Below are 7101 nucleotides of genomic sequence, written 5' to 3'. Positions count from 1 at the left end.
CGAGTAGCTGCGCGGCTTCCATGCAACAAAAGAACCGGCTATTTATCTTAAAAACACATCGAAATTATCCACTTATGGGGATAATCGATTTCTTCCGAACACCCATGGTGACAACACAAACAAGGGATAGAAAAGTGCTGACACTAATTTGTCAGCACTTTTTGCATTTTTTAGCGTAGCAGACAGTGTAAAAAGTGCATTAATACTGCAGAAACAAGCTTTTTAGCCTTTGGGTAGAGTCCTTTGCTGTTCCACCCTGTTCCTTGTGTTTCACTGTGAACAGGAACGATATATTGCCAATTTTCCATTCATTTAAGAGCATTTAAAAAACGATATACGCCATCCGCCATCCACCCAAAGCCTCCCATTTTTACCCAAATTTTATTTTGTTAGCTTTTATGCTATAAAATGCCCTTGTAAGTTTCTGCATTATTCCTATTTTTAGAAAGTAAAAATAAACCTGCCGCGGGCGCGGCCGTTAAGCTATTAACCGATACTGTTTGAATGGAAGTTAAAACTAAAAGTGTGAAGGGCATGCAGCTTAAGCACATGATAACCAAATGCCTTTATTTTGATAAGGCAATGTCATGTGCCGAATTGAGTGAGTTATTTGATAAAAGTATTCCATCAATAGCCAAGGCGTTAAATGAGCTGATTGAAAAAGGCTTTGTGGTTGAGCAGGGTTACGCACCATCAAGCGGGGGGCGCCGGCCACTTATGTACGCTATAAATGCCGATGCAATGTACATACTGGCTATTGCGATGGACCAGCGGTCTACCCGCATACAACTGGTGGACCTGCGCAATCACCCCGTTGCCGAAATGATGGTATTTGACCTAAAACTTGCCGGTAACGACTGTGCGCTGAATATACTGGTTGAAAACATTAACAAGTACATTGATGGCTGCGGCGTTTTAAAAGAGAAAATTACGGGCATAGGCATAGGTATGCCCGGCTTTATCGACCCAGATAAGGGCATAAACTATACCTACTTAAAGAGCGGCGACCGCAGCCTTTCGCAATTTATTGCCGACGAAATAGGTTTGCCAACTTACATAGACAACGACTCGAGCCTGATAGCCCTTGCCGAACAAAAATTTGGCATAGCCAAATGGCAAAAAGAAGTAATGGTGATTAACCTTAGCTGGGGCATTGGCCTGGGCATGATCGTTAACGGCGAATTGTTCAGGGGCCGTAACGGCTTTGCCGGGGAGTTTAGCCATATCCCCCTTTCGGAAGACGGCGCATTATGCGAATGTGGCAAACGCGGCTGTTTAGAGGCAGAAGCATCGATGTTGGTGGTAGCCAACAAAGCGATAGAAGGGATTAAGCAGGGCCGGGTTACCAGCTTGAAAGTTGTTGGCGAAGCGCAAAGCAAACAAATGAGCGATGCCATAATGGCCGCAGCAAATGCCGGCGACCAGTTTGCTATCGAACTATTCTCTGATGCCGGCAACAAAATAGGTAAAGCGCTGGCCATATTGATACATATCATGAATCCGCAGGCGATAGTTTTGAGCGGTCGCGGCGCCAAAGTTGGCAAAATATTGATGGCACCCATCCAACAGGCGCTGCATAAATATTGTATTCCCCGTTTGAGCAGCGGTACGGAGCTAATGGTGTCGGAACTGGGTTTTGACGCTGAACTTATTGGTGCCGCTATACTGGTGATGGAAAACTTTGATAAGGAAGAGATGAACCAGGTGGTAAGCATTTAACCATGCTCCGCGATATTGACAATTATTTCTTAAACAAGGACGAACCTGTAAAAGGCTGCCTGCTGTTTTTACGGGAGTTTATCCCCGGCTTTGACAACAACATAACCGAAGCCTGGAAATACGGAATGCCGTTTTACTGCTACAAGGGCAAAATGTTTTGTTACCTGTGGGTTGACAAAAAAACACACAACCCGTACCTCGGCATTGTTGATGGCAACAAAATCGATCACCCGTTACTGATAATGGAAAAGCGAGCCCGCATGAAAACCATACAGTTTGATGCTTTGCAAGATGTGCCTGTTGATACGGTAAGGGAAATATTAGGCATGGCGCTGGCGTTGCGCCGTTAAATTAAAATACCATCTATATAAATTAAACTATGCAAAAACCCGACAGCCTGATATTTGATATGGACGGAACCCTCTGGGACGCCGTTGACACCTATGCCGAATCGTGGAATATTATTTTCAGGGAAATGGGAATTGATATTGTGGTTAAGCGCGAAGAACTTGCCAAAATGGTGGGCATGGAAGGCCGTAAGGTAATCGGCCTGATAATGCCGGATTTCGATGAGGAAAAACGCAAGGAGATATACACAATTGTAAACGAACGCCGCCGCGAAATACTACCCCAAATGGGTGGAGTTTTGTACGATGGAGTACGGGAAGGCCTGCAGCAACTGGCAGAAAAATACAAGGTGTTTATTTTAAGCAACTGCGCCAAAGGCATCATCCGCGTATTTATTGACTGGGCCGGGATAGATGAACTTATAACCGACGAAATGGCCCACGGCGTAAACTTTATGCCTAAAAACCATAACATCAAGCTGCTTGCCGAAAAACATGGCCTTGTAAACCCTGTTTACATCGGCGATACTCACGGTGATGGCCAGGAAAGCCGCCAGGCCGGCGTACCGTTTGTATTTGTAAGCTACGGCTTTGGCGATACCGATGATTATGATTTAAAGTTTGACGATTTTAAATCGTTAACGGATTATTTTATGGGGTTGTAATCACACCACCGTTATGCTGAACTTGTTTCAGCACCCCACATGCTAAGGCTGCAACATGCTGGCTAATTATAAGCGTCAACCTTTACGTGGGTCATCTGTCCCATAAGGTGCCGAAACAAGTTCGGCATTACGAAATGTTTCGGTCTCTGCAACTTTTTTCAACTATTTAAAATCCTGCTGACATAGGGCTGTCATTACCGTGTGTTTATTTTGAATCAACAAACAAGATCAACAACGATTAAAGACAAAAATTATGGAACCGTCATGAGCAGCATAAAATAATATTATAGCTCATGACAGCTTCATAGCCACTAAAAAACAAATTAAACATTATGAAAATCATCCCGATGTTATTAAAAGAAATGGCCGAAGAAGCCCAAACAACCCGTAAATTTCTTGAACGTATTCCGAATGACAAATTCGACTGGCAGCCGCACCCCAAAAGCATGACCATAAGGCAACTGGCCACTCACCTTGCCGAGCTCACTACATGGGTAAGCCTAACCATTGACACCGACGAACTGGATTTTGCCGCCAGCCCATACGCCCCAACCATCACTAACAACACGACCGAACTGCTGGATCTGCTCGAAAAATCATTAGCCGAAGCCCGTGTCGGGCTCGAAAAAACTAACGAAGATGAACTGGTAAAAATCTGGACGTTGCGCAACGGCGACCAGATTTACAGCGCTACTCAAAAAGTTGAAGTAATTCGCATGACGTTTTGCCAGGTCGTGCACCACCGTGCACAGCTTGGTGTATTTTTACGTTTGTTGGATGTGCCTATTCCCGGTAGTTACGGCCCAAGCGCTGACGATGCTGGGTTTTGAGTAACCTGTAAATCACTATAAAACTTACGAAGTTTAATTCGGTATGTTTTTTTTAGCGGCCTCATTGAGGGCCTCGCCGTTTAAAAACTTCGTAAGTTTAACATATTTAAACGATGAAAACATTTAAACTCAGCCTTTCGGAAGCTGAAAAGCAAAGGCTTAAACAAAACAAGGTTAAAATAAGCCAGCTGCGGGACTATGCCCCCGATGAGATTGGTAAGCTGGTGTGCGCAGATACACAAAGGGCAAACGAAATTTATGCACTTATTGACTTCCAAAGCATCCCATCGGTAGGACCAAAATTCGCTTACGATTTAATGTCGCTGGGGTATTTTAAAATTAACGATCTGCTTGAAAAAAACGGGCACGAGTTGTTCAACGAACTGGAGTTAGCACAAGGTTTCTGGACAGACCCTTGCGTTGAAGATCAGTGCTTACTTGCCGTACATTATGCAAATAACCGCGGCAGCAACAAGAACTGGTGGGATTTTACTGCCGATAGAAAAGCTTATCGCCGCAAGAATGGGTATCCTGAAAACCGGCCGGTAACAGCATGGCACCACATCTAAATTCCCGTTGCTGCCGGCAGAGTAAAGTAAAAAGTAGCTCCCCTGCCCTCTTCGCTCTGCACACCTATAGTGCCCTTGTGGCGCTGTATAATTTCGCTCGAGAGGTACAACCCGATGCCAAACCCCGAAATATTTTTCATTTTGTCGCTTTCAACGCGGTAAAAACGCTGAAAAAGTTTTTCCTGGTCTTTGGCATTAATGCCGATGCCTTTGTCGGTAACCAGCACTTTAACATTATTATTTTCGCTGGTGCAGGTTACGGTTATGGTACTGTCTTTATCAGAATATTTTAAAGCATTACTTAAAAGATTTCCGATTACCTGGCCTATTTTTTCAGCGTCGGCCTTTACAAACAGCTGCCGGCCCGGCTCAAATTCTATCGGATGGCCCGGACTAAGCAATTGGGTCTCAGCAATAGTTTCTTCAACCAGTTCATTCATATCAAATTCAACCAGTTTCATCTGCAACTTACCCGACTCAAGCCTTGATAAGTCAAGGAAACTGTGTATTAGGTCGGTCATTTTTGTTACCTGGTTGCCGGCTTTCATCAAGGTGGTGTTTACAAAGCTATCATTTAGCGGAATTAGCCTTTTAGCTAATATTTGTATATAAGCTTTAATTGATGTAAGGGGTGTTTTAAGTTCATGGCTGGCCATGGCGATAAAATCGTTTTTCCTTATTTCGTCGCGCTTGGTATCAGTTATGTCAATAACAGTGCCCAACATCCGCACCGGCTGTTTTTTATCGTCATAAACAACAATTCCCTGGGTTTTTATCCAGCGCAATGAGTCATCCGGCAAATGTATTTTTACTTCATAAACATAAGTACCTGTCAACAATGCCTTATGGTAAGCCGGAACAACAATATTTTTCATATCGTCTGCATCAATTTGCGTTTGCAAATTCTCGCGAACTACAGTAGTATCTGCACTAAATCCAAATATTTCGGCCAGCCTGGGCGAACAGACAAAACTATTATCCAGCAGGCCCAGGTCCCACGTAGCCATTGCCGCCGCTTCAGTAGCCAGCAGCAATCGGTTTTCGTTTTCTGTACTGGCTTCCCTGGCACGCACCTCTTCGGTTATGTCAACAACGGTGTTTAATATATACGTAACACTGCCTTCATTATCAAAAATCGGTGTGTTGCAGCACGACCAATGGCGTTTAATATGGGTTTTTGTGTCCGGGTTAAAAACATCAAAACGGTAAGCAGGCACATCAATTTTTTGCCTGGTGTTAACTACCCTGGTAAATATGACCCGGGCGTTGGTATCATCGCTCAACGTTTTATCTTCAGGAAAGGCTTCGAAAAACCCCTTCCCTACAATCGCTTCGCGGGTACTCGAGGTCACGTCAAGATACGTGTCGCTTACAGCAACAATAGTAAAGCGTGGCGCATCGCCTTTAACTAATAGCGATCCAGGCGATTTTTCAAATACTATCTTAAAAATATCATCGGGCAAAAATGGTAGTAAATCGGCGCTCATAGGTATATATCAGCCTCACAAATTAAAAACATGAAATTAAACAGATATACCCGTAAAACGAAAAGTAATTTAACGATAAGTTCAACAATAAGCCGCAGAAACTGTTTACCTTACCATTGTAAAGTCGACATGAAAAAACAAACCAAAACCGCAGCTAAAATAAAAAGCTTTTGGCGTATCCTGGGGCCGGGCCTTGTAACGGGCGCCGCCGACGATGACCCATCGGGCATTGCCACCTACTCGCAAACCGGTGCGCAATTTGGCTACGGGCAGCTGTGGACGGCTCTTTACATGCTGCCTTTAATGACAGCCGTTCAGGAAGCATGTGCGCGTATTGGCCTTGTAACGGGTAAAGGCATAACCACCATAGTTAAAGAACAATATAGCAAAGGTGTTTTATACGCGGTGGTATCGCTGGTTGTTGTAGCCAATGTTATCAATATCGGTGCTGATTTAGGCGCAATGGCGTCGGCTGCGCAATTGCTGGTGCCGGTACCATTCGTGGTACTTACATTGCTATTTACAACAATTATATTGCTGCTTGAGGTATTTACCAATTACAAAGTTTATTCAAAAATTTTGAAATGGTTGGCTTTAACCCTGCTTGCCTATCCAATAACCCTATTTATTGTACAACAGCCATGGGTAACCATCCTAAAGGCTTCGGTAATACCTCATGTCGAATTTTCGTTCGCTTTCTTTTTTATTATTACGGGTGTGCTGGGCACAACCATTTCGCCATACATGTTTTTTTGGGAAGCATCGCAGGAGGTTGAAGAAGATAAGGAACGGCACCTGATAAAAAACGGCAAGCCTGTGATCAGCAACATCAGCATAAAACGCATGCGTATCGACAATACCTTCGGGATGATATTTTCGGAATTTGCCACCTGGAGCATTATTGTGGTTGCGGCAACAGTACTTCACAATAGCGGCGTGCGGGATATTAAAACAGCCGCGGATGCAGCAAAGGCTATAGAGCCGCTGGTGCATAGCTTTCCAAATGCAGGTTTATTGTCGAAACTTATTTTTTCTATTGGCATAATCGGCCTGGGAATGCTGGCTATCCCGGTGCTTTCCGGCTCAGCTGCATATTCGGTGGCCGGGGCCTTTAACTGGAAAGCCAGCCTGAATTTAAAATTTGGCAAAGCAAAAGGTTTTTATGTAATAATAATAGCAGCTACCCTTGTTGGTTTGATATTAAACTTCATCGGCATCAACCCTGTAAAAGGCTTGGTTTACGCGGCTGTATTAAACGGCGTTGCTGCAGTGCCGTTATTATTTTTGGTGGTAAAAATATCCGGCGATGAAAAAATAATGGGCGAATTTAAAGGCGGCTGGCTTTCAAAAACGGTTTTGTGGGTAACATTTGTGGCGATGGCGGCAGCGGCGGTAGCTATGTTTTATACAATATTGTCGTAGAGACGTTGCGGATTGCGTCGCCAAGTTATAAGCTTTGCCAGTTATCAGCAAAAATGTTGATT

7 protein-coding genes are annotated in these 7101 nt (G+C 44.0%); 6 read left to right on the top strand and 1 reads right to left on the bottom strand.

Annotated elements, in window-relative coordinates; genetic code table 11:
* The first annotated feature begins 504 nt into the window (after nt 1–504).
* From NAF19_RS29725 to NAF19_RS29705, 5 genes are all read left to right on the top strand, one after another.
* Nucleotides 505–1719 carry an ROK family transcriptional regulator gene (locus NAF19_RS29725; protein ID WP_252794040.1) on the top strand — a complete coding sequence of 405 codons (1215 nt, stop codon included), beginning with the start codon at nt 505–507 and terminating at the stop codon, nt 1717–1719.
* A gap of 2 nt (nt 1720–1721) precedes the next feature.
* The gene (locus NAF19_RS29720) at nt 1722–2069 is read left to right on the top strand and encodes a DUF1801 domain-containing protein (RefSeq protein ID WP_252794038.1); all 348 of its coding nucleotides are present in this window, start codon (nt 1722–1724) and stop codon (nt 2067–2069) included.
* Between the two features lie 29 nt (nt 2070–2098).
* Nucleotides 2099–2731, top strand: coding sequence for an HAD family hydrolase (locus NAF19_RS29715; RefSeq protein ID WP_252794037.1), 633 nt, complete (start codon nt 2099–2101; stop codon nt 2729–2731).
* A 332-nt stretch (nt 2732–3063) separates the two neighbouring features.
* Nucleotides 3064–3561: a DinB family protein gene (locus NAF19_RS29710; protein WP_252794036.1), complete on the top strand. Its 498-nt coding sequence runs from the start codon at nt 3064–3066 to the stop codon at nt 3559–3561.
* Nucleotides 3562–3674: 113 nt separating this feature from the next.
* Nucleotides 3675–4130 (top strand): helix-hairpin-helix domain-containing protein, encoded by a 456-nt coding sequence (locus NAF19_RS29705; RefSeq protein WP_252794035.1) that lies wholly within the window; start codon nt 3675–3677, stop codon nt 4128–4130.
* On the opposite strand, the gene NAF19_RS29700 is transcribed toward NAF19_RS29705, so the two are convergent.
* Nucleotides 4127–5617: a PAS domain-containing sensor histidine kinase gene (locus NAF19_RS29700; protein ID WP_252794034.1), complete on the bottom strand. Its 1491-nt coding sequence runs from the start codon at nt 5615–5617 to the stop codon at nt 4127–4129. The two genes, NAF19_RS29705 and NAF19_RS29700, sit on opposite strands and share 4 nt — an antisense overlap.
* Before the next feature lie 129 nt (nt 5618–5746).
* Here NAF19_RS29700 and NAF19_RS29695 point away from each other — a divergent pair, with 129 nt between their 5' ends.
* Nucleotides 5747–7039 carry an NRAMP family divalent metal transporter gene (locus NAF19_RS29695; RefSeq protein ID WP_252794033.1) on the top strand — a complete coding sequence of 431 codons (1293 nt, stop codon included), beginning with the start codon at nt 5747–5749 and terminating at the stop codon, nt 7037–7039.
* Nucleotides 7040–7101: the final 62 nt, after the last annotated feature.

Origin of the sequence: Mucilaginibacter flavidus (genome assembly GCF_024055575.1) — a bacterium.
Taxonomy (GTDB): Bacteria; Bacteroidota; Bacteroidia; order Sphingobacteriales; family Sphingobacteriaceae; genus Mucilaginibacter; species Mucilaginibacter flavidus.
The sequence above is the reverse complement of the archived record's forward strand: the minus strand, read 5'-3'. Positions and strand labels throughout refer to the sequence as shown.